The organism is Agrobacterium tumefaciens str. B6 (assembly GCF_001541315.1).
In the GTDB taxonomy this organism is placed as follows: domain Bacteria; phylum Pseudomonadota; class Alphaproteobacteria; order Rhizobiales; family Rhizobiaceae; genus Agrobacterium; species Agrobacterium radiobacter.
In genome coordinates this window covers 115,219-137,928 of record NZ_LMVK01000023.1, presented here as the reverse complement: position 1 = coordinate 137,928, position 22,710 = coordinate 115,219, and the positions used below count along the sequence as shown (strand labels likewise).

Below are 22,710 nucleotides of genomic sequence, written 5' to 3'. Positions count from 1 at the left end.
CGACCGAACATCTGGCGAGTGGCCGCCCACCAAGCGCGACTGTTCGCGCATCGCGACTGTCGCGTCGCGGAAGGATGGTCCCCGGGCGAGGCAGCAAGCTGTAAGGCGCGCTGGGCCGCAGCAAGGACTGCCGGTCGATAACATCGCACTCCACTCGCCCGGTTGATGGCAACGAGCAGGTCTGCGCCCGCGGGAAGCGTCCGCTCCTGTTCGAAAACAACAGCGGCCCTTTCCATATCCGACATGGCAATATTCCACACCGAAACACAAAAAGTGCATCGAAGCACGCTTTCGTGGTTTGGATATGGTCAGCAAACTCTCATACGGGTCCTCGACATTTGAAGGTTGCATCAGAGGCCGGACAGATGTCAGCACCCGGCTACTCGCAGATCATACCTGACTGAAAATTGCTCTTGCATTCAACGAGGTGTCCACAGATGCCGTGACGACCTTGAGGCCCGTGCATAAATTTAATTCCTGTTTATCCTAATATTATAAATAAAAAACTTAGTAGCTATGTGGTCGCCAGGTCCTGTTTCGCGTGGCGGCACGCTTTTTCCGGATATTTTTCGAATTGACATAGCGCAAGTCTCAGCGCTGGTTCGTGAGGAAAAATTTAGTCTTATCTGATAGTTATCGTCATGAAATGCAGGTGCGTCGATCCGTCGGGATTGGTCTCCCGGTTTTAGTTGGCCGCCTATCGTCTCACGGATTTGTAGAAGTTTTTGTGGTAACTCCTTAGGGTTGCGACGCCGTTGGGTCTGTGGCGTACTCGCACTCGTCAAATGGAATGGGTTGGGAAATCATTCGATGCGACGGGGGGCACCTATGAATTGTCGTTGCCAGATGAATGGCTTAAGACGATTTCTCTGTTCTGGAACCGCATTGGTTTCCGGTGCAATCTTTTTCTATTCGGAGCCTGTGGATGCCGCGTGCATCTTTACTCCGACAGCGGGTGACGACAGTTACATCTGCGACAGCGGTACGTCGGTGGGTGGGCTGACCGATACCGGCGGCAACAATACGTTGCTTCTTCCAACTGCCGGCACGGGAACTATCGCCGGCAACGTTACGTTTGGAGCCGGTGCCGACAGGATCGAAATCTATTCCGGCACCATAAATGGCGCCGTGGTCCAGGGAGACGGCAACGACGCCTTCGTCATGTCCGGCGGGACCATTACCGGCAATGTGCAACAAGGCAGCGGCGTAGACGATTTCCGGATGGCAGGCGGGACGATCCAGTCCCTCAACCAGGGCGACAATCTCGACACTTTCTTCATGTCCGACGGACGTATCATCGATGCGTTTGATGATGGCGATGTCGCCACCATGACGGGTGGCCGTATCGGCCGTGTCAACATGAAGCTCGACGACAACGTCTTCGACATGTCGGGCGGCATTATCGACCGAAATCTTGTGACCGGTTTTGGCAATGACACGATCATTCTCTCGGGCGGAACGATCGGCGGCAATATCAGCGTCAGCGGTGGAACTGACAGCGTCACCGTTACCGGGGGCGTGGTTGGCGGCAGCGTGCTGCTGAGCTTCGGCAACGACAGGTTCAACTGGAACGGTGGCGGCATCATCTACGGCGCGATCGACCTTGGCGCGGATGACGACACTGCCACGCTCACCAATCTCGCGAATGCCCACATCGGGGCAACCACGCAGATAAGCGGCGGTCTGGGCACCGACAGCCTGACGATGAGCAACGTCAAGACCGAAGGGGTTGCCCGCTTCGACAGTTGGGAAACGATAAACCTTACCAATGATACCGAGCTTGTCTTCGATGGCACGCTGACGCTTGGTGACAGCGGCACAGGGACGGGCACGTTAACGATCGATTCCGCCAGCACGGTCTATGGCGGCGGGCAGAATGGAAGAGTTTCCGCCTTTTCGGCGGGGGCATTCGCCAATCTGGTCAATTCAGGTCGTATCGATCTCACCAATGGTGGCGGCGGCGCGTCGGACACGTTTACGATTTCAGGCGATTATGTGGGTAACGGCGGCCAGATTTTTCTTGATACCGTTCTTGGCAGTGACGGCTCCGCTTCCGACAAGCTGGTCATAGACAGAGGCACCGCATCCGGAAGCACGGGCATGAACGTGGTCAATGCGGGAGGTTCCGGCGCGGCGACTAGTGCGGACGGGATCATGGTCATCGAGGCCGTGAATGGCGCGACCACCGCGGGCGGCGCATTTGCGCTCAACAGCCGTGTTGCTGCCGGCGCATACGAATATTACCTGTTCAAAGGTGGTGTTTCGGCGGGAACTCAGGACAATTGGTATCTCCGCTCGACGATCGTGCCGGGGAGCGGGGCGATTGCCGGGGCGCCGGACCCGCTTCAGCCAAATATCACGCCGGAGGCCGAGGCGCCCGAAATCACCGGAGCGCCTCCGGCTTCGCAACTGCCGCCCACGCCCATACCTACCGTGGGGGACCCGACGACGGCCCCGACGGACCCGACGCCTCCGATCAATGCGGGCGATCCGCAACCGACAGCTCCGCCCACGCCACAGGCGGCAGCTGCTGCAAGTCCTCCTCCTGCGCCACCGGCACCGCCGACCACGCTTGCATTGATCCCAAGCGCCGGCGCTGCGCCGCCGACACCGGGCGCCACGCCGGTGATTGCCGATATCGTGCCGCTCTACCGGATCGAGGTTCCGACCTATTCGGTTGTGCAGCCGCTCGCTCAATATTTGGCGCTGTCGACACTTGGCACCTTCCATGAGCGGCGCGGCGAGCAGGTGCTACTTCAGGACGACGGATGGATGCCCAATACATGGGGCAGAACCTTCGGCCAGAACACGGACATGAAGTGGGACGGTACGGTTTCGCCGAGCTTCGACGGTAATCTCTACGGCCTTCAGGCCGGGCAGGATCTGCTCGGCCGTGAAAGCGGCGACGGGCATTTCGACCGGTTCGGCCTCTTCGTCGGGTATACGAAGATGGACGGCGACGTGAAGGGGCAGGCACTCGGCTGGAATGATCTTGCCGTGGGCAACGTTAAAATCAGCGGCACGAGCTTCGGTGGTTACTGGAGCCACATCGCGCCACAGGGCTGGTATGTCGATGCGGTCCTCATGGGAACCTGGTTTGATGGCCGCGCCTCGTCAAATGCCGGCCAATCTATCGATATCGACGGGTCCGCTGTGACCGCCTCTCTGGAAGGCGGTTATCCGATTGCTCTCGACGAGCAATGGAGCCTCGAACCACAGGCCCAGATTGTCTGGCAGCACCTCTCGCTGGACGATACCGCCGATCGTTATTCCTTGGTCTCCTTCGACAGCGAAGACACCGTCACCGGCCGGCTGGGCGTGAGGTTGCAGGGCAAATACGAGACGAGCGCAGGTCTCATTCAGCCCTATCTCAAGGCCAACCTCTGGCACAGTTTCTCGTCCGACCAGACGGTCCGTTTTGCAGGCGATCCGATCGTTACCGAACTCGGCGGAACGTCGTTCGAGCTTGGCGGCGGCGTTACTGCCGCCTTGACGGAGACTGTCAGCCTGTTTGCGACGGTGGACTACACGACCAATCTCGGAGGCGAAAAATCGCGCAGCTGGGAGGGCAATATCGGCCTCAGCGTCAAGTGGTGATCGGTAAATCAGGACAGGTGGGAACGGGCTGATCGAGACGATCTGATGGCTCGGGCATAGCAGGTCATTTGGGGCATTTTGAGGGGGTTGCGGAATGCGTAAAAGCAGGATTGTGGCAGCGATTGCCTTCGTTTTGGGATTGTCCTTCCCAAGTTGGGCAGAGGCCGCTGGCTATATCACTCCCTGTCTTCCCGCGTCGGCCTCAATCCCACATCCTGGCGGAAGGTGAGCCTGCCTCATGTCGTTCCGCTGGATGTTACCCTCAATATGCGGTCTGATCCTCATTTCAGGCTCCGCCCCGGCTCTCGCCCAAAGCTGCACGACGATAAGAAGCCAGATGGGGGCCAGCGCGAGCGCTTCCAACGCGGAGACGATGCAGAAGCAGCGGCAGATAGCCGCCATACGGGCGCTTGAACGACAACGGTCCTGCACCCCGGAGAAAGCCGCATCGGGCGGGTTGTTCAATCCCTGTCGGGGATTAGCTCGCCAGCGTGCAGATGCCGAGAGTGAGCTTGCGGCCGTCCGTCGGAGCGAGCGGTCGGCCTCGTTGCAGGCACGCTTTCAGGCGCTTGGATGCGACAACACCAAGCAGCAGCGCACGTCGGATCCCGAGCGACGTTCGGGGTCCGACGTCTATGCCCGCAACGCCCTTTATTATTGCGTTCGGCCTTCCGATGGATATCACTTCCCGGCGCCGAACTCACAATTTGGCGGACCGAACTATGCCAAATCCGCAATCGAACAATGCCGCTTCATTTGCGAGGATCCGGCAATGACCGTCTATGTTCTCGAAAATCCGCAGCTGGAAATATCGGAGATGCTATCGGTCGAGACAAAAACGCCCTACAGGGAGCTTGCGGCTGCCTTTCGATATCAGACGGATCTGGGCCGGAATTCATGCAACTGGTCGCGCTATTTCGCACGGATGAACGAACTCAGCGCCCGCACCGTTTCGACCACCGATCTCACTGGTTCCATTATTCCTGTTCCTTCTCTGCGGCCGGCAAACGTGGCGTCATCGGCCCTGGCTTTCGAGGGGCCCCTTTTGCCGCAGAGCGGTGAGCGGACAGTCCGAATTGTCGGGCCGGTTTTCCTTCAGGACAGCGAGGGCGAGTTCCGTGCGAAGGCCCAGTTGGACAAGGAACGGTAGGTTCAATGGATATTCATCAATGGCCGCTAGCACCACCTCGCGGGTCTTGGTATTCTATTTAGCTGCTGCCTGAATAATTTCACGAGACGCCCCGTATTTTTGCTTCGTAAGGCGATGGTATGCAACGAATTCGTTGACGGGCAGCGCCTTGGAGAACAGCCATCCTTGCCCGAAGTCGACGCCTTGCTCCCTGAGATATTCCGCCTGTTCTTCCGTCTCGATCCCTTCCGCCACGGTAAACAGGCCGAGCGCTTTGGCCATGCCGATGATGTGCGATGTAACCGAACTGGTGGCCGTATCCTTGCCCACCGTGTCGACAAAGGATTTGTCGATCTTCAACGCATCCATCGGCAGGCCCTGCAGATATTGCAGGCTTGAATAACCGGTTCCAAAATCGTCAATCGCCACCGAGTGGCCGCGTTGCCGTGCTTCGGCCAGCGTAATTTTTGCGGCTTCGATATCGATGAAGCCGCGCTCCGTCGCCTCCAGCCAGATTTGTTCGGGCCGGATATCCGTATGCTTCAGCTTTTCCGCGATGACGGTGAGGATACGGCCGGACGCGACATCGGCCGCGCTGAGATTAACGGCGATATGCAGCGTCCGGTCCTCGACAAGCACCTTCCGCAGATCGGTGACGATGGCATCGACAACCTGATCGGTAATCGCCAGGATCAAACCGCTTTCTTCCGCCAGCGGAATGAAGAGATCGGGGCGCACCAGAAGACCATCCGGTCGCCGCCAGCGAACAAGCGCCTCCGCGCCGATGCAGATACCGGTCTTCAGCTCCACAATCGGCTGGTAATGAACGATGAATTCGCGTTTCTGAACGGCAATACCAAGTTCAGCCAGGGGCGACAGGCGGTTCCTCGACAACCAGATGACGGTGCCGACAACGAATGCCGCGATGATTGCCCCAGCGGGCAGGTAAAATATCTGCTCGCCCCGAACCTTCGCTGTAATGTTTGCGCGGGGTTCCATTGCGATCGCGGCCAGTCCGTCGCCACGGCTGACTGCGTAGATAATCTCGTCGGTCATGCCCACTTTGGGCTCGCTCAGCAATGCTTTCACCAACTGCGGGTCAGGCGCGTTCAATTGGTTTATCAGAACGCCTTGCTCGGTTGTGATGGCAAGGGACATGCTGTCGTCGATCAGAATATCGACAAAACGCGAGGGAGCGACGAGCACATTGTGCGCCCCGAAGTGAAGCGCCGTCATTCGTGTGCCCTGACTGACGGTAGGCTCTATCCGGATGGCGACTTCCATCCCGTCGGGTGTCGCATATTCGGTGCGGGATTTAGGAAAAAAACCGTGGGTAATACCCCAGGATGTGCATTTGAGATGGCCGTTTTCGAAATATCCCACTTCCTCCACTGACGGTGCGTTCATCGTCAGCTTGCGCATCAATTCAATATGTTCGGTGGAGCACGGCGGCAGATGGGCTGCCTTGGCAGTGTCGAGAACATCCTTGGCAGCCCTGAACGTATCGGATGCCCGTTGAATTGCCTGGCTCGCAAGCACTTTCAGAGTGTCCTGGTCCTTCCGGACGGCAATCACCCATGATGTATAGGCCATTGTCGCAATCGGGATGACGGCGCCGAGAACCCCTAGAAGAACGCCAAGCGCGATGATGCGGGAACGCCTTGCTTCCATCTACCGGCACTCTCGCGGATACAATTGCACGTTACTCTCCATGCGCTTACCTGATATTTTTTCGATATTAGTTCGATCGCTCGAAGGGATCCAAGACGCCACCTTCAATCCTGCCTCGTCCCATTTAAATCTCCAATTGCTAAAATCCTCCACCATACCTCATCGGAGCCCTTCCGCACGTCTTTCGACGTGTATCAAAGGTAGCATTCGGGCCTTCCCCCTTTCTGGGCTTCAGTTTCGGAATCTGTTCTGGCCTGAACTTGCGATTGGAAAGCGGAGGTCTGTTGACGCTTTGCAGTATGCGAGTTTCTGCCAGTACTTCCGCAGGAGGTCGCTTACCTCGAAACGTCCAAATCGTTCCAGAGCCGTCCACAATGCCGGGAAAAAAGACCTTATCTCGATTGGCTCTTCACCAACCTACCTATAAAAAGCAGGCATCACTCCCATCGCCTGGAATTAGCATGTCGCCGCTTATTCTCAAGGCATCATGAAGGGCGGGTTCAGCCGCTGCCACGTATCAGCCAGGCCGGCTGTGATGATCGATCCCGCTAAGATTAACGTGCTGCAACCGCGCGCTGTCGAGAGATGCTTTGATTTCCACGGTCAGCAGATCGGCGACGATGCGGCCAATGCGGGAGAGCGGCTTTCTTGCACCTATGGCCACGCTAACCGTTTGCGGTTCGGCACTCTTGTCGCGCACCGGCAGGAAGATCAGCGATCCCTCGCTCAGTTCCGGCGCCGCATCCAGTTCCGAAGTGAACGCGATGTAGCGGCCGCTGCGAGCAAGCTGTTTGACGAGCTGAAGCGAGTTGGTGACCACCGCCTTCTGCGGATCGGTGAACAGCCAGCCGTGACGCGCCGAAACCGACTGCTTCAGCAACCTCTTCCATTGGCCGATTCGACCGGATCTCAACGTATGCGTGAAACGTATCGCGCGACTGTATGGTCGAACCAGGTCCATGAAACTTCGGCCACTGCGCCATCCTGCGCCTGGCTGAGGCGCAGAACTCGCGGCACCGATACGCCGGCTTTCTGTCCGAAAACTTCGGGCGTCCATTCGGGCACGTCACCGAGGTCGATGCGATCCTCCGCCTTGGATATCCAGAGGTTGAGGCGGGTACGGTAATAGAGGTAGAGCGATTCCGACATGTTCTCGATCGCGATTGAGTCGACGTAAGAGCCGTCAAGCCAGATTTCCTCGATGGCTGCCGGTTTGCCGGCGATGCGCCGCAGACGGCGGATCCTGTGCCCTTCCGCCGATGTGCCGAAGGCGGGCAGGTTGGCAGGCTTGGCAAGGCGCGCCACATCCAGAACCTCCGCCGTCGGCAGGCCGCCGCCTTCGATCAGTTCGAGCCGGAAGAAGGCGTAGACACTTTGCGGATCGCTGACGGCGCGGATGTAATTGCCGGAACCCTGCACGCGCTCCAGAAGGCCGCGTTCCTGCAACTCGGCAAGCGCCTTACGCAGTGTGCCGACGGCGATGCCGAGATCGGCCGCCATATCGCGCTCCGGCGCCAGCTTCTCGCCGTCGATCAACCGGCCCGCCGCCACCTCGCGCACCAGCATTTCGGCGATCTGCATATACATGGGCAGGCTGCCGCCAGTGTGTTTCATATGCCGTTTCCTCCCCCGAAACAAAAATTGATACATCATTGATTTACATATTTCTTGATGTTATGCAAGAAAAACGAGAGCGGCCTTGAGGAGGAATTGCATGACCGTCGTACCCGTTACATCCGCTGATCTCGATGCTGCCGAGGTCTCCTGGTTTTCCGCTTTGTGTTCCGATGACTACGCCTATCTCGGCGTGCCTGACGGTAGCCTGCGCTCCAGCTTCGAGCATTGCTCCGATATCGTCAAAAAAGCCGAAGAACTCGGCTTTCGCAACATTCTCTGCCCTTCGTCCTATCAGGTCGGGCAGGATACGCTGAGCTTCGTCGCCGGCTGTGCGCCGATCAGCGACCGCATCAATTTCCTTGCGGCGATCCGCTGCGGCGAGATGCAGCCGATCATGCTGGCGCGCACGGTTGCCACGCTCGATCACATGCTGAAGGGCCGCCTGACGCTCAACGTCATCAGCTCCGATTTCCCCGGCGAAGTGGCCGACAGCGCCTTCCGTTACAAGCGCAGCCACGAGGTCGTTGAGATTCTGCGTCAGGCCTGGACCCGCGACACCATCGATCATGACGGCGAGATCTACCAGTTCAAGGGTGTGTCGACCGAACCGGCAAGACCCTACCAGCAAAATGGCGGCCCGCTTCTCTATTTCGGTGGTTACTCTCCCGATGCGCTGGAACTCTGCGGCGCACAATGTGACGTCTATCTGATGTGGCCCGAGACGAAGGATCAACTGGCAGACCGCATGCGCGCCGCCAATGAGCGCGCCGCCGCCCATGGACGCACGCTGGATTATGGCCTGCGTGTCCATATGGTCGTGCGCGATACCGAGCAGGAAGCCCGCGAATATGCCGAACATCTGGTCTCGAAGCTGGATGATGAGTATGGCCAGCTGATCCGTAACCGCGCTCATGACAGCGGTTCGCTCGGCGTGTCGCATCAGGCACGAGCCCGCGAACTCGCTGACAAGTTCGGTTATGTCGAACCCAATCTGTGGACCGGCATCGGCCGGGCGCGCTCCGGCTGCGGCGCGGCGCTGGTCGGTTCGACGGATCAGGTTCTTTCGGCGCTGGAGGATTACCAGAAGATGGGCATCCGTGCCTTCATCCTTTCCGGTTATCCGCATCTTGACGAGGCGGAACATTTCGGCACCAAGGTTCTGCCGCAGATGAAAACCTGCTCCCTGCCGCATGCCTACGGCCGGGTGCCTTCTGAAACGCCGGCCACGCCGCTCGGCAACGGGGAACGCCACTGATGGAACGCATTGCTCTTTCCGACAAACTCGAACTCAGCCGCATCGTCTATGGCATGTGGCGCATCGGTGACGACGCTGATACATCGCCCGCCCATGTGCAGGCGAAGATCGAGGCCTGCCTCGCGCAGGGCATCACCACCATGGATCAGGCCGATATTTATGGCGGATACACGGCGGAAGCGATTCTGGGAGCGGGCCTGAAGGCCGCGCCCGTACTGCGCGACAAGATCGAAATCGTTACCAAATGCGGCATCGTTGCGCCGGCCGGCCGCCACTCCGCCGCCCGCGTCAAGCACTACGATACGACGGCTGGCCACATCAATGCTTCGGTTGAGGCATCTCTTCGCGACATGGGAACAGATCACGTCGATCTGCTGCTCATTCACCGTCCGGACCCGTTGATCGACGCGGAAGAAACCGGCAAGGCGCTCGATGCGCTGGTGGCGTCTGGCAAGGTGAAGGCCGTCGGCGTCTCCAACTTCCGCCCGTGGGACTTTTCCCTGCTGCAATCGGCCATGAGCAACCGGCTGGTGACCAACCAGATCGAGATGAGCCTTCTCGCCACGGATTGCTTTACCAATGGCGATCTCGCTTTCCTGCAGGAAAAGCGCGTTTCTCCGATGGCATGGTCGCCGCTTGGCGGCGGTTCGCTGTTTTCGGGTGCTCATGGTGGCACCATGGCTGCCCTGCAGCGCATCGGCAAGGAACAGGGCGTTGATGCGACGGCTGTCGCGATCGCCTGGCTGCTGCGTCATCCGGCGAAGATCGTGCCGGTGCTCGGCACCAATAATATCGAGCGTATCAGAACCGCGGCCGATGCGCTCCGCGTGACGATGGACCGCCAGACATGGTTCGAACTCTACACCCTTGCGATTGGAAAAGAGGTGCCGTGATGACAGTGGCAGAGGCGATCAAGATGCCCAATGAGCATGTATTCGTTCCCGGCGGCGAAAACAGTCGCAGCTTTCGTAATGCGCTCGGCGCTTTCACGACAGGCGTGACTGTCGTGACCGCCACCACGCCGGAAGGCCCGATCGGCATGACAGTCAACAGCTTTGCGTCCGTGTCGCTTGATCCGCCGCTGGTGCTCTGGTCACCGGCCAAAAGCTCATCACGTTATCAGGCCTTCAGCGGTGCGACCCATTTTGCTATCCACGTTCTGAGCGCGGATCAGGACGTGCTGAGCGCCCGCTTTACCCGCAACGGCCGTGCCTTCGACGATCTGGACTGGGAATTGAACGACGAAGGCGTGCCGGTCATCCCCGGAACACTTGCCCGTTTCGAGTGCCGACAGGCGGCGGCCCATGATGCGGGCGACCACACCATCATCGTCGGTGAGGTGCTGCGCGCCGCGCATCGTGATGGCGATCCGCTGTGTTTTTCGGGCGGCACCTTCGGTCGCTTCGCCCGGCAATAACGGAACCTTCGGTCATTCCGGAACCTTCGGTATCAGTGATGCCGTTATTAGGGAAACACTCCACTTTTCTAAGGAGCGCGCTGGTCGCGCTCCTTTTTTTCGAAGTAAAATAGCATTGTTCGCTTTTTATACTGACGCTGGTCTCTGAAACCGGGTTAAGTGGCAGCAAGAGATGATTCGCCGGACATAACAGGCGAAATGATGCGCCGATGAGGAAAAATTGATGACCGGTGGTTTCTGGCGGGAAGAGGCGTCGAAGACCGGTTCAGGTTTTAGGCCCGTCCGGCAGGGTCGTTTTTATCCCAGGAATTATGCAATGCCTCCCTGGTCCGAGCCAGCGCGATCGATGAGATCAGTTTGATCTCGAAGCCGGCTGAGCCGAGCTGGTATGCCAATGCGCGATGATAGTTTCCCGTTGCTTCGAAGGCTACGCGGACAGGACGCTGATAGCTGCGCAGCAAGCTGATGAGGCGATCGAACTCATCAAGATTGTTGAGCACGCTCACCCGACGTCGGCGCTTTTTGTCCGGTGCTTCGATCAGCACCTCGTGGCGTTCTTTGGAAATATCGATAGCTGCCAGAACGGGAGCAGATGCTGTAATGTCACAATCGGTCATAGCCGGTCTCCTTACAGTGTGGCTTCGCAAAACCACTGTGAGACCTGATGCCCGGCTATAACCACCTGCTTCGCCTGATTGGGCTACGCAACTGGTCAAAGCCTCTTGCAACGCAAACTTCCGAAGGTGTTACGGCACCGCATATCTCTCCTTTAACCGTGCATCGCCGGATTCCGGGCTGCTTGCCTCTGAGACATCCTCGGAGAATGCCCAAAATGCCGCCAATGCTGTCGAGACAGCGCGGGAAGATCCGGCGCTTTATCAGGCGGCATTGTTTCTGAGGCAAAATGAAACGCAATCCGCCTTTTCACAGCTTGCCGGCGAACTGCATCCCTCACTGGCCATGGCATTGATAAATCGCAGCCAGCTGACGCGGGATGTCATTCTCGAGAGGTTGCGCAGCGCCTTCGGCGGTGTGGATTCGCGCTCGATCATGTCCACCGACAATGTGACGGGCGAGGGCGGACCACAGCGTGTGGACGAGGGTTCCCTCACGGTCTGGTCCAATGGATTCGGATCGCGCAGCCGTATCGACGGTGATGGAAATGGCGCAACCGTTGATATCAAAGGTAAGGGCGTCCTTATCGGTCTGGATGGAGATTTGGGTGACGGCCTGCGTGCTGGTGTTGCCGCGGGTTACGGCCACGACAGCATAAGCCAGAAGTCCGCATCGGCGGATGTGGATAGCTATTATGTGGTAGCTTATGCGGGTCTGACGAACGGTCCGGCATCGCTGCGCCTCGGCGCGACCCATGCCTTTCAGGATATCGACACGCGCCGCGTGCTTTCCTTTTCAACATTGCAGGAAAATCTCACGGCCAGCTATGGTGCATCCACAACGCAGGCCTTTGCCGAGGCCGCCTGGCGTTTCGATCTCGATCGCACCCTGATCGAGCCCTATGCCAATATCAGCTATGTGAACCTAGAAACGAAGGCCTTTGGCGAGAAGGGCGGTGTTGCCGCGGTTTCGTCCGGTTCGGCCAGCCACGATCAGCTATACACGACGCTTGGTGCGCGTTTGCGTCAGGATATTTCGTTGGACGACATGTCCGGGCAGGCGACGTTCGATATCGGATGGCGGCACGCCTATGGTGACCCGTCAGTGGTGAGCACATTGTTTTATACCGGCGGCAATGGATTTTCCGTCTCAGGAGCAGCGATGACGCAGGATGTCACGCTGCTTAACCTGGGGCTTGGCTACGATCTTGGTCCTTCCGCCACTTTGACATTCCGTTATGGCGCGGTCTTTGGAGCGGGTGTGCTGGATCAATCCGCTTCAGCCGAACTGGGAGTCCGTTTCTGATGCCATTCAAACCAAACATGTCGCGGAACGCGGCGCTTGCTGTTGCCGTCTTCGCAGGGGCCATGGCGGGTGATGCGGGTGCGCAGGAAGCCGCGAACCCGGCCGTACCGCTGCATGAAGTTCATGGAAGCTGGCAACTTGCCTGTGCGGCACCAGTGAAAAAAGATCCCGCCGATCCGAACACCACGGAGACGGTGCCGGCCAAACCGCTCTGCGCCATTGCGCAGGTGCAGCTTGAGGAAAAAACCCGCAAACTTGTCGTCTCGGTCGAATTCCGGCTTGATGATTCCAAAACGCCGGGACAGCTTTCAGGCACCATCGTCATGCCGTTCGGTCTGGCTGTCACCAAGCTCTTTTCGATAAAATCCGGCAATGTGCGGCTGCAGGAAGTGCAGTGAGCACCTGCCTTCCTGTCGGCTGTGTCGTGTCTTTCACGCCCTTCGTCGAACTTGTCTCGGCTCTGGAAACAGGCAAGACGCCGACGATCGAAGCCCCGGACCTGCAGGGCCGAACCGTCTCATTCCAGCTGCAGTCGGCAGGTTTTTCCGAGGCGTTGAAGCACCTCGGAAGCCTGTATTAAGCCGCGACGGAATCGGGCTCTACGGCGCCTTCCGGCTTTTGCTGTTCAGCATGTTTCTCGGCTGATTTTTTGCGGGAAAACAGACCGGTGAGGAAGTGGCCAAACCTGTCCATTTCCACGAAGATGACAGGCGTGATGAACAGCGTCAGCAATTGCGAGACGATGAGGCCGCCGACCACGGCGATACCGAGCGGCTGGCGCAGTTCCGAACTCGCGCCCGAGCCGAGTGCAATGGGGAGCGCCCCAAGGAGTGCACAGAAGGTCGTCATCATGATCGGTCGGAACCGGCGCACGCAGGCTTCGTGAATGGCTGTAGCCGGTGGTTCGGCCTTTTCGCGCATCAATTCCACCGCCACGTCGATCATCATGATCGCGTTTTTCTTGACGATGCCGATCAGCATCAGCAGGCCGATCAGCGCGATGATCGAGAAATCCATGCCCATCACCTTCAGCGCCACCAGCGCGCCGAAGGCCGCCGCCGGCAGGCCGGAGAGGATGGTCAGCGGGTGGATGAAGCTTTCGTAGAGCACGCCGAGAACCACATAGATGGTCAGCACCGCCGCCAGAATGAGAATGCCGGTATTGCCTTGGCTCTGCTGGAAGATCGCCGCCGTGCCGCCATAGCTGGTGAAGACATCCTGCGGCAGGCCTATCGTGCTCTTGATCTGATCGATCCGGCTTGTGGCATCGGAAAGCGCCACGCCGTCAGGCAGGTTGAAGGAAATCGTCGTGGAGACGAGCTGGCCCGTCTGGTTGATGGTCACAGGCGCCTGTGTGCGGGTGAGGGTGGCGAAGTTTGAAAGCGGAACCAGAACGCCCGATTTTGCGGAGAGAATGTTGATATCGCTGAGGAAATCATCATTCCACGGTTTGGAGCTGTCGAATTCCACGATAACGTCGTAGCTGTCGCCGGTGGACTGGATCTGCGCCGCCGTATAACCGCCAAAAGACATTTCCAGCGTCTTGCGCAGCTGATCATTGGTGATGCCGAAGGCGGCCGCCTTTTCCGGATCGACGGAAATCGTTGCGGCGATCGCTCCATTCTGGGCATCCGAGGTGACTGACGTGAAGGTGTGATCGCGGCGCATCGCCTCCATCAGCTTGTTCGACCATTCATTGGTCGTGTCGGCATTCAGGCCCTGAACGACGAGCTGGTATTGGCTGGCGGAGCTGCGCCCGCCGAAACGCAGGCTCTGCTGCGGGTTGATATAGGTGCGGGTGCCCGCCACTTTCGATGTGGCCTGCCCAAGTTCCGTGAGCACCTGGCTCAGCGGCGCACGCTCTTCCTTCGGCTTCAGTTCCACGAACATCGAGCCGTTGTTCAGCGGGTTACGGGAATTGCCGCCGACAATGGAGGTGACGTGCACCACGGCCGGATTCTTGCGGATCTGATCGGCGACCTGAGCCTGCAGGTCACGCATCGCCGTGTAGGAAATATCCTCACGCGCCTGTGTCGAGACCGAAAGACGGCCAATATCTTCCTGGGGGAAGAAGCTGGAGGGCAGGGTTTCGAAGAGATAAAGCGATGCCGCGACCGAGGCGAGAAATGACGCCAAAACGATGCGGCGATGGGAAAGGCACCAGCCGACGGCGCGACCATAGGCGCGTAGCGTACGTTCGAAACCCGCATCGAACCAGCGGATGATCGCCGGTGGTCTGGAGGAATGGCCGGAGAGGCGCGAAGCGAGCATCGGCGTCACCGTCAGCGACACCAGCGCCGAGGCCATGATCGCGAGCGTGACGACCATGCCGAACTCGTTAAAGAGCCTGCCGATGACGCCGCCCATCAACAGGATGGGAATGAAGACGGCAACCAGCGAGATGGACATGGACAGAATGGTGCTGCTGACCTCTGCCGCGCCCTGAAGGGCGGCTTCCCGCATGGGCAGGCCTTTTTCATGCAGGCGCAGGATGTTTTCCAGCATGACGATGGCATCGTCCACCACCAGCCCCACGGACAGGGTTAGTCCGAGCAGTGAAATATTGTCGATGCTGTAACCCAGGACATACATCATGCCGAAGGCGGTGATGAGTGACAGCGGCACGGCAAGCCCCGGAATGATGGTTGCCGTCAGATGTCCGGTGAAGAGATAAATGACAGCCACCACCAGCCCGATGGTGAGGAACAGCGTGAACTGCACGTCCGAGATCGCGTCCTTGATCGCGGTCGAGGCATCATTCATGACGTTGATATTGACTGAAGGCGGTAATTGCTGGTGAAGCGCCGGAAGCTTGGCCTTGATGGCGTCAACAACCTCGACTGTATTGGCATCCGGTTGACGCTGCACGGCGAGAATGATGGCCTGTTCGCCATCGAACCAGCTGCCGGCATTGGTGTTGTCGATGCTGTCGGTGACATTGGCGATATCACCGAGGTGAATCCGTGCGCCGTTGGTCGTTGAAACGACCAGCGAGCGGAACGCCTCGGCATTGGTGCGTTGCGTGTCCGCCTCGATCGTCAGGCGTTGATTTTCGTTTTGCAGGGCGCCGACAGGCACCTGATTGTTGGCCTGAGCGATGGCCGTGGTGACGGTGTCGACACCGAGGCCTCTTGCCTGGAGCTGCGTGGGGTCGAGGCCGATGCGCACGGCGTAGGTCTGCGCGCCATAAATACTGACCTGGGCGACGCCCGAAATGGTGGAAAGAAGCGGCGAGATGATGTTTTCGGCGATTTCGTCCACTTTGCTGGTGGGCATTTCCTTGCTGTTGACAGCGAGCAGCAGCACCGGCGCATCGGCCGGGTTGGTTTTGCGATAGCTCGGCGTCGTCGTCATGTTGCTCGGCAACTGCCGCTGCGCGCGCGAGATTGCCGCCTGCACATCGGCGGCCGCAGCATCGATATCGCGGTTGAGATCAAACTGCAGCACGATCGAGCTGTTGCCGAGCGTGTTGGTGGCGCTGATTTCGCTGACGCCGGGAATGGTTTCGAACTGCTTCACCAGCGGTGTGGTGACGGAGGTGGCCATTGTTTGCGGCGAAGCGCCGGAAAGCGATGACGAGACATTGATCGTCGGAAAATCCACTTTCGGCAGGGCGGCAACGGGCAGCAGGCGGAAGCCTGCGAGCCCTGCCAGTATCAGGCCTATGGCAAGAAGCGTGGTGGCGACGGGCCGGTTGATGCAGAAATTCGGGATCATTGGCCGCCAACCTTTTCCTGCGGAATATTGGCGGCCAGATTACCGGCCGCGCCGCCCTTGTCGGAAAATTGCTCGACGACGAGCTGGCCATCGGCAAGTTCCGATTGGCCCTCGATGATTATATGCTCTCCGCCGTTCAGGCCGCTCGCGATGGCCGTGAGATCGCCATTCGAACGGGCGACTTCCACCGGCGTCATATGGGCATGATGGTCGCTATCGACGGTATAGACGAAATTGCCCTTCGGACCGGGTCGCACGGCGACCGTCGGCACGACGATCATCTCCTCATCCGAAACAAAATGAGCCGTGACGTTGACGGACTGGCCGGGCCATAAAAGACCGCGATCGTTCTTGAATTCCGCCTTGGCCAGCACGGTGCCGGAGGTCTGGTCCACCGTATTGTCGTAGAACCGCAGCACACCGCTCATCGGCTCGCCACCCGTCGCCGCCGGATCGACATCAACAGCGGTGTCTTTTGTCACGCCTTCACGCAGTTGCGGCAGATAGCGTTGCGAAAGCCGGAAACTGACCGAGATCGGATCGTATTTGGTGATCGTCACGATATTGACGCCTGCGCTGAGATAGGCGCCGGGGCTGACAGTGACGTCGCCTAGCCGTCCGTCGAAAGGCGCGCGGATTTCCATATGCTCGAGCGTCACCTGATCTGAGGCGAGCGTTGCCTTGTCGGCATCGATCTTGGCGCTGGCGCTGTCGCGCGCCGCCCTGGCCTGATCCAGCACCTGTTGCGATTCCGCGCTTTGCTTGACCAGATTGGCGGCGCGCTGGAAGGCTGCCTCCGTCTGCTCAAGCGTTGCCTGATCGGCTGCGATATTGGCTTTGTCCTTGTCGACGGCGGCGCGGGCGATGCGATCGTCCATCTTGAGGATCAGATCGCCTGCCTCGATGTGCTGGCCATCCTTCGCCTCGATTTCGGTAACGAGGCCGGCCTGAAGCGGCGCGATATTGGTGATGTCGGCTGCAACCGCCCAGCCCGTCGCCGTTGCATCCATCGGCAGCGTCGCCTTGCTGACGGCGATGGTGCTGACGGTGGGTGGCCCGCCATTGCGCCGACCTCCACCTTGTCTTTGTCCCTGCTGTCGGGCTGGCTGGCCGCTCTGGGCCAATTGTGCCGCCGGTTCGGTGTTCGCCTGCTGCGAGACGCTGGCGAATTGTTTAAGGTAAGGAACTTGGTCGAGCGGCAAGCGATCCCTAAAATACCAGGTACCGGCGGCTGCAATGGCAAGAACGCTTAGGGCGGTCCAGAAACGTTTCATCTGACGATTCCGCGTAATGAGAGCGATACATGTTTCCCGAACATGTGCGGTAAGCCTTGGGAGCAGCTTTCCCCCACAAGACACCCAATGCGCTGCGAAATCACCTTAAACTTTTGTAATGGCGGCGACAATGACCGTCGCTATATGCGTTGTCTTTCAGGGGGCAGACGGTTTCGGTCCGTGCCGAAAGCCCATGCTTGATCACGTTCACCTTCGCCGCCGGTCCCGGCCAAAGAAAAAGCCGCCTCGTTTCCGGGGCGGCTTTGGTACAAGTGGCGAGAAACCGACGATCAGAAGGCCCGGATGGCGTTGCGCGTGGCAAGCACGTCCTCGGCAACATTGCCCGTCGTCGCCGGAACGGAGCCGACGAGATCCAGGAATTTGTAGAGTTCGGTAGCCTGCGAATTGGTGACGTAGATGATGTCGCGATCCTGCATCGGGAACTTGGTGGCAGCGAAGAAGGTCGACGGGTCGCGCAGATTGGCGCGGAAGATGACCGGAACGTCCTGTCCGGGGAACTTGGACGTGTTGATGCCGAGCTTCACGAGAAGATCGCGCTTGACGATACGATAGACATAGACCTGGGCGGGGTCGGCACGGGAATCGAGCAGCCCGCCCGCCTTGCCGAGTGCATCCGAAAGCTTGAGATCGGCATCCTCGAACTCGAAACGTCCATTCAGGCCCGAAGCGCCGAAGGCGAGATAGGTGCGGCGCTCACGCTCCACCATGATCGTGTCGCCCGGAACCACATAGATGTTTTCGGACGGCGTGCTGACGAGGTGGTTGTAGTTGACGCGCGCGGTCTTGCCGCGGCGGATCAGCGTGACATAGGATTCGATATTCGGGGCGCTAAGGCCCTTTGCATAGGAGATAACGTCGAGAACGCGATCTCCTGCTTCCGAAAGCTGAACCTTGGTCGGCTCCTTGACGTCACCCAGCACGGAGGCCTGCGCGGAGCGGCTGGAAATCTTGGTGATGAGAACCTGCGGCTCGATGGCGCGGTTGGCGAGCCGTTCCTCGATTTCGCTCTGGACATCCTCCACATTGCGGCCGGTGGCGCGAATCTTGCCCGCATAGGGAACGCTGATATTGCCTTCCCGGTCCACCGTCTGGTTCGGCAGGCTGATGAAGTTCCCGGGACGGCTGCCCGCGTCGTTCGGGATAAACAGGCCGCCGGCCTGGCTTTCAAAGATCGCGACCTGCACCACGTCGCCGACACCCATCGGCAGGGCCGGAACGCCGCCCTTGCCGCCGCCGAAACTGCCGAGCAGCGTCGTGGTTGTGGTATCGCCGACATAATTGAGAACGGCGCTGTTGATATCGAGCAGCGCATAGTCGACACCTGCGGTTTTCTGCTTGTCCTTGGAGGCGAGTTTCACGGAAGCGTTAGATTCGATCGACGCTGCATCGGGCCCTGAGGCCGCTGTAACCGTGCACCCCGCCAGTGCTGCGGAGGCAAGCAGAATCGAAACATTCAATAAACGCATTTGGTCCTCGAAATGAATGCCGTCCGAAAAGCAGAAACAATCCGGACATCGTATAAGTTTTTAAAAATAAGCACTTCATAAATGACACCGGTAAAGAAAATCAAAACCGGTATTACATCCGTTTAGCGGAATCGCATCCCGAGATGTTTACGCCTGCCAATCAGGCATATGCCCAGTTTCAGGCGATGCTTCAAGTTGATCATCGCTCAACTGCGCCGAAAAATTTCGGGCGAGGCACGATGTTTTAATCCCCTGATGGTGTCAGTATTGTTGTGCTTCAATATTCAGTCGGCTGCCATAATCTCTTTGATTACCGCATTGCGCTAGTGCAGTTTTGTCACGCTTGCGCGGTTTCTTTTGCGGTTGATTCAATTGAGTTCTAATCAATTGTTTTATAAATGTTTTTATTAGCTCGTTATGCCCGCTCAGCCAGCGCGAAATTCACGGTATCCGCAAATTCCCGCAGGAAACGCTCACGTGAGAAGCGAGCGGCATTGTTGATGCAGGCGTTCTTGTCGAAGCGATCGGAATTGTCGACGAATTCCTGTACGGCGGCGCAGATCGCTTCCGGTGTCTGCTCACCGAAATAAAGGCCGGTCGGATGGTTGGAGGCACCGAGAGGAACGACGGTTTCCAGCACGCCACCTTTGCCATAGGCGATGACCGGTGTGCCGAGCGCCTGGGATTCGACGGGCACGATGCCAAAATCGTCCTCTGCCGCAAAGACAAAGGCCTTGGCCTCGGCCATATATTTGTGAAGCTCTTCATTGCCGACGAAACCGAGGATTTCGACATTCGGCGCGGCGATTTCGCGGATGCGTTTCATGTCCGGTCCGTCGCCGATGACGACCAGTCGTTTGTCCGGCATCTTTGCAAAGGCTTCCACGATAAGGTGCACCTTCTTGTAAGGCACCAGCCGCGACGCCGTGACGAAATAGTCGCCCTTAAGGTCGGACGGGGAAAGATGGGACGTGTCCACCGGCGGATAGATCACGGTGGAATCGCGGCCATAACACTTGCGCACCCGGTTGCGGATGAATTTGGAATTGACCGTCATCAGGTCAACGCCGTTGGCGGTGCGGATGTCCCACATGCGGATATAGTGAAGAACGGCGCGCGCGATCCATGAGGCGAAGCCGCGCGTCAATCTGGTTTCCTTGAGATATTGGTGCTGCAGGTCCCAGGCGTAGCGGATGGGGCTATGGATATAGGAGACGTGAAACTGGCCCGGCCCGGTGATGACGCCCTTGGCGACCGCGTAGCTCGAGGAAATCACCAGATCATAGCCGCTCAGATCGAACTGTTCGATGGCGAGCGGCATCAGCGGCAGATAGGAGCGGTATTTTTTTCGGGCGAAGGGCAGTTTCTGGAGGAAGGAGGTGTTGACGGGACGCCCGCCGAGAAACCCCCGGTCGCGCTCGCTCATGAAATCGACGAGGCAATAGAGGTCCGCGTGAGGATAAATTTCAAGAAGGTTGTGAAGCACTTTTTCGGCGCCACCTCGGTCGGTGAGCCAGTCATGCACGATTGCCGTCTTCATAATTTCCCCAATAATTTCAACGTAATAAAAATGAATATTCCGCCTTGGAGTAAAGTTCGGCGGTGTAGAATATCAGGTCTGTCTGCAGCCTTTAAAAATACGGCTGGCGGTGATGAATAGCGTAACGACTAATAAGAATGTGCTGGTATGTATGTGGTGATCTGATGTTGGTCCGATCTTTAATAGCACTTTGTTCGCAAATGCGAAATATCCAACCTTCTTAATTCCCTTTCTTCCTTTACAGCCGAACGCCTGCCGTCATTCCCGCCGTCCCGGCTGGAAGAGTTGGATTTTTTGGTGCGCTGTATTTTGGGTAAAATCCCCATTTTTCCATCACCTTACAACCTCTTGCCGCCTCCCGCGCAAACCTGCCTCCCGTTTCGCCGATCACGGAAACTCATCGCCATGCCGCATTGTCATTGACACGGCGACGTATCGAGATATTCTGTTATAAAGATGCATATAACATAATAATGGAACACATAAGAGCTGGGAGCTTGACCATGAGACGTAAACTTGCATTTCTCGCCACTGCCGCTTTGCTGTTGGCACCTAACGTAATGATGGCCGCGGAGAAGGGCGGCGTCATCAATGTCGCGACGATCGGTGAGCCGCCGACACTTGACCCCATGGCGTCTACCGCCGATCTCGTCGGCATCGTCACGCAGCATATTTTCGAGACGCTCTATACCTTCGACAAGGGCTGGAAGGTGACGCCGCTTCTGGCGGAAAGCCTGCCCGAGATCAGTGCTGATGGTAAAACCTACACGATCAAGCTGCGGCAGGGCATCAAGTTCCATGATGGCAGCGACATGACGTCTGAAGATGTCGTCGCCTCGCTTGGCCGCTGGATGAAGATCGCCTCGCGCGGCAAGCAGGCAGCCGGCTTCATCGAGAATATCTCCGCACCGGATGCGGGGACGGTGACGATTACCCTCAAGCAGCCCTATGCGCCGCTGACATCGCTGCTTGCCTTCAACAATTCGGCGGCGATCATCCTGCCCGCTGAAAAGCAGGCGGAGCCGATGGCCGAATTCATCGGCACCGGTCCCTACATGCTGAAGGAGCGTAAGGCCGACCAGTATATTCAGCTCGTCCGCTTCGACGGCTACAAGTCCCGTGATGGTGAAAGCGACGGTTATGGCGGCGCGCGCCATCAATATCTCGATGAAATTCGCTTCGTTCCGGTGCCTGATCCGAATACCCGTGTCGAGGCCGCTGTTTCCGGCCAGTATGATTATGTCGATTCCATTCCAGTGGAATCTTTCGACAAGGTGAAGTCGTCGTCGGCGTCGCAGCCGCTGATGCTGAAGCCTTTCGGTTTCCCGGTCTTCGTGTTCAACACCAAGGAGGGTCTTTCTTCCAAGCTTGAGGTGCGCAAGGCGGTAACCGAGGCGCTGAACATGGAAGACATGCTGGCAGCCGCTTTCGGCGGCAAGGATTTTTATGCGCTTGACGGCGCCTATTATCCCGACAATTTCTCCTGGCACACGGAAGACGGCGTCGAGGGCAACTACAATGTCGGCAACCCGGAAGCCGCTGCCGAAAAGCTCAAAGCGGCCGGTTATAATGGCGAGCCGCTGCGCATTCTCACTAGCCGCCAATATGAATTCCACTACAAGATGGCGCAGGTCGCCGCGGAATATCTGAAGCTTGCCGGCTTCAAGGTGGATATGCAGGTGGTGGACTGGGCGACGCTGACGCAGCGCCGCGCCGACCCGAAGCTCTGGGACATCTATATCAGCCACAGCCCCTTCCTGCCGGAACCGGCGCTGATGGGCGCGCTTTCGACCAGTTCGCCGGGCTGGTGGGACACGCCGACGCGCAAGGCTGCGGTTGACGCCTTCACCTCCGAAGCCGATCCGGACAAACGCATCGCGCTCTGGGCCAATGTGCAGAAGACGATCTATGCCGAGCTGCCGCTCCTCAAGATCGGCGACTTCAATGCCGTGGCGGCCAAGTCCAACAAGCTGGAAGGCGTCGATCCGGCTCCATGGCCGTATTTCTGGAACGCTTCGGTCACGAAGTAATATTGCCATGGCACACGGGTGCCGGGTTGCCGGCACCCTTCAGCAGCTTCGCTTCA

Annotated in this window: 13 protein-coding genes and 3 pseudogenes; 8 read left to right on the top strand and 8 right to left on the bottom strand. The window is 58.4% G+C overall.

The window, feature by feature from the left end:
- Positions 1-828: 828 nt before the first annotated feature.
- Positions 829-3,597, top strand: a complete 2,769-nt coding sequence (locus tag ASB65_RS16775; RefSeq protein WP_060724751.1) for an autotransporter outer membrane beta-barrel domain-containing protein — start codon at positions 829-831, stop codon at positions 3,595-3,597.
- Between the two features lie 238 nt (positions 3,598-3,835).
- Entirely contained in the window at positions 3,836-4,747 is a 912-nt protein-coding gene (locus tag ASB65_RS16765) for a DUF2865 domain-containing protein (protein ID WP_065695015.1), read from the top strand.
- A 54-nt stretch (positions 4,748-4,801) separates the two neighbouring features.
- On the opposite strand, the gene ASB65_RS16760 is transcribed toward ASB65_RS16765, so the two are convergent.
- The 3 genes from ASB65_RS16760 to ASB65_RS16750 form a co-directional block, all read right to left on the bottom strand.
- Complete coding sequence (locus tag ASB65_RS16760) at positions 4,802-6,397, bottom strand: EAL domain-containing protein (RefSeq protein WP_060724748.1); 1,596 nt, start codon at positions 6,395-6,397, stop codon at positions 4,802-4,804.
- 517 nt (positions 6,398-6,914) lie between these two features.
- Entirely contained in the window at positions 6,915-7,277 is a 363-nt protein-coding gene (locus ASB65_RS16755) for a LysR substrate-binding domain-containing protein (RefSeq protein WP_060724747.1), read from the bottom strand.
- 29 nt (positions 7,278-7,306) lie between these two features.
- Positions 7,307-8,011 (bottom strand): GntR family transcriptional regulator, encoded by a 705-nt coding sequence (locus ASB65_RS16750; RefSeq protein ID WP_060724746.1) that lies wholly within the window; start codon positions 8,009-8,011, stop codon positions 7,307-7,309.
- 100 nt (positions 8,012-8,111) lie between these two features.
- Here ASB65_RS16750 and ASB65_RS16745 point away from each other — a divergent pair, with 100 nt between their 5' ends.
- The 3 genes from ASB65_RS16745 to ASB65_RS16735 are packed head-to-tail and all read left to right on the top strand — an operon-like array spanning position 8,112 to position 10,686.
- Positions 8,112-9,269 carry an LLM class flavin-dependent oxidoreductase gene (locus tag ASB65_RS16745; protein WP_003506436.1) on the top strand — a complete coding sequence of 386 codons (1,158 nt, stop codon included), beginning with the start codon at positions 8,112-8,114 and terminating at the stop codon, positions 9,267-9,269.
- The gene (locus ASB65_RS16740; RefSeq protein WP_060724745.1) at positions 9,269-10,162 is read left to right on the top strand and encodes an aldo/keto reductase; all 894 of its coding nucleotides are present in this window, start codon (positions 9,269-9,271) and stop codon (positions 10,160-10,162) included. The genes ASB65_RS16745 and ASB65_RS16740 overlap by 1 nt, the downstream gene beginning before the upstream one ends.
- Positions 10,162-10,686: a flavin reductase family protein gene (locus tag ASB65_RS16735; protein WP_003506438.1), complete on the top strand. Its 525-nt coding sequence runs from the start codon at positions 10,162-10,164 to the stop codon at positions 10,684-10,686. The genes ASB65_RS16740 and ASB65_RS16735 overlap by 1 nt, the downstream gene beginning before the upstream one ends.
- 287 nt (positions 10,687-10,973) lie before the next feature.
- Here ASB65_RS16735 and ASB65_RS16730 read toward each other — a convergent pair.
- A pseudogene (locus ASB65_RS16730) lies at positions 10,974-11,303 on the bottom strand (IS110 family transposase); the annotation flags it as partial.
- 133 nt (positions 11,304-11,436) lie between these two features.
- Here ASB65_RS16730 and ASB65_RS16725 point away from each other — a divergent pair.
- Positions 11,437-12,606, top strand: a pseudogene (locus tag ASB65_RS16725) (autotransporter outer membrane beta-barrel domain-containing protein); the annotation flags it as partial.
- Positions 12,606-13,186, top strand: a pseudogene (locus ASB65_RS16720) (invasion associated locus B family protein). The pseudogenes ASB65_RS16725 and ASB65_RS16720, both read left to right, overlap by 1 nt.
- Here the strand turns inward: ASB65_RS16720 and ASB65_RS16715 are convergent.
- The 4 genes from ASB65_RS16715 to ASB65_RS16700 all read right to left on the bottom strand — a co-directional run bounded on the left by ASB65_RS16715 (position 13,183) and on the right by ASB65_RS16700 (position 20,624).
- A complete protein-coding gene (locus ASB65_RS16715; RefSeq protein WP_060724743.1) occupies positions 13,183-16,323 on the bottom strand; it encodes an efflux RND transporter permease subunit in 3,141 nt (1,046 codons plus the stop codon). The pseudogene ASB65_RS16720 and the gene ASB65_RS16715 overlap by 4 nt on opposite strands.
- Positions 16,320-17,597, bottom strand: coding sequence for an efflux RND transporter periplasmic adaptor subunit (locus tag ASB65_RS16710; protein ID WP_060724742.1), 1,278 nt, complete (start codon positions 17,595-17,597; stop codon positions 16,320-16,322). The genes ASB65_RS16715 and ASB65_RS16710 overlap by 4 nt, the downstream gene beginning before the upstream one ends.
- 290 nt (positions 17,598-17,887) lie before the next feature.
- The gene (locus ASB65_RS16705) at positions 17,888-19,084 is read right to left on the bottom strand and encodes a polysaccharide biosynthesis/export family protein (RefSeq protein WP_060724741.1); all 1,197 of its coding nucleotides are present in this window, start codon (positions 19,082-19,084) and stop codon (positions 17,888-17,890) included.
- A 415-nt stretch (positions 19,085-19,499) separates the two neighbouring features.
- A complete protein-coding gene (locus tag ASB65_RS16700) occupies positions 19,500-20,624 on the bottom strand; it encodes a glycosyltransferase family 4 protein (RefSeq protein WP_060724740.1) in 1,125 nt (374 codons plus the stop codon).
- A gap of 503 nt (positions 20,625-21,127) precedes the next feature.
- Between ASB65_RS16700 and ASB65_RS16695 the strand changes: the two genes are divergently transcribed.
- Complete coding sequence (locus ASB65_RS16695) at positions 21,128-22,654, top strand: ABC transporter substrate-binding protein (RefSeq protein WP_060724739.1); 1,527 nt, start codon at positions 21,128-21,130, stop codon at positions 22,652-22,654.
- The last annotated feature ends 56 nt before the right edge of the window (positions 22,655-22,710 follow it).

Bases quoted from the DNA above. Each gene is read 5' to 3' on its own strand.
- ASB65_RS16700 (WP_060724740.1), bottom strand. From the start codon at position 20,624: ATGAAGACGGCAATCGTGCATGACTGGCTCACCGACCGAGGTGGCGCC.
- ASB65_RS16745 (WP_003506436.1), top strand. From the start codon at position 8,112: ATGACCGTCGTACCCGTTACATCCGCTGATCTCGATGCTGCCGAGGTC.
- ASB65_RS16740 (WP_060724745.1), top strand. From the start codon at position 9,269: ATGGAACGCATTGCTCTTTCCGACAAACTCGAACTCAGCCGCATCGTC.
- ASB65_RS16695 (WP_060724739.1), top strand. From the start codon at position 21,128: ATGAGACGTAAACTTGCATTTCTCGCCACTGCCGCTTTGCTGTTGGCA.
- ASB65_RS16765 (WP_065695015.1), top strand. From the start codon at position 3,836: ATGTCGTTCCGCTGGATGTTACCCTCAATATGCGGTCTGATCCTCATT.
- ASB65_RS16760 (WP_060724748.1), bottom strand. From the start codon at position 6,397: ATGGAAGCAAGGCGTTCCCGCATCATCGCGCTTGGCGTTCTTCTAGGG.
- ASB65_RS16750 (WP_060724746.1), bottom strand. From the start codon at position 8,011: ATGAAACACACTGGCGGCAGCCTGCCCATGTATATGCAGATCGCCGAA.
- ASB65_RS16710 (WP_060724742.1), bottom strand. From the start codon at position 17,597: ATGAAACGTTTCTGGACCGCCCTAAGCGTTCTTGCCATTGCAGCCGCC.
- ASB65_RS16775 (WP_060724751.1), top strand. From the start codon at position 829: ATGAATTGTCGTTGCCAGATGAATGGCTTAAGACGATTTCTCTGTTCT.
- ASB65_RS16715 (WP_060724743.1), bottom strand. From the start codon at position 16,323: ATGATCCCGAATTTCTGCATCAACCGGCCCGTCGCCACCACGCTTCTT.
- ASB65_RS16705 (WP_060724741.1), bottom strand. From the start codon at position 19,084: ATGCGTTTATTGAATGTTTCGATTCTGCTTGCCTCCGCAGCACTGGCG.
- ASB65_RS16735 (WP_003506438.1), top strand. From the start codon at position 10,162: ATGACAGTGGCAGAGGCGATCAAGATGCCCAATGAGCATGTATTCGTT.